General features: G+C 53.3%; 1 protein-coding gene. It reads left to right on the top strand.

Annotation, left to right across the window (positions count from 1 at the left end):
* On the top strand, positions 1-259 hold a 259-nt coding region (terL, locus tag Q4528_RS14575; protein ID WP_303522368.1), incomplete at both ends, for a phage terminase large subunit.

A 259-nucleotide genomic window follows, 5' to 3' on the forward strand; every position in this document is an offset into this window, starting at 1 on the left:
GAGTCAGGTGCCTATCCAGTCGTTGCTATTGAGCCTGAGGGTGACAAGCTAACAAGGGCTTTAGCGCAATCTGCACTCGTTCAGTCAGGCTTGGTCATGTTGCCCGAGTCGGCTCCTTGGCTGGCTGACTTTGAAGCCGAGGTGACATCTTTCCCTCTTGCGGCTAATGACGACCAAGTGGACTCTATGACTCAATTTTTAAAGTGGGTGAGACGCCATGGCGGCATGTTTGAGTTTGCCTCTGCCGGCAAGCGAGAAG

Origin of the sequence: Staphylococcus pasteuri (assembly GCF_030547725.1) — a bacterium.
In the GTDB taxonomy this organism is placed as follows: domain Bacteria; phylum Bacillota; class Bacilli; order Staphylococcales; family Staphylococcaceae; genus Staphylococcus; species Staphylococcus pasteuri.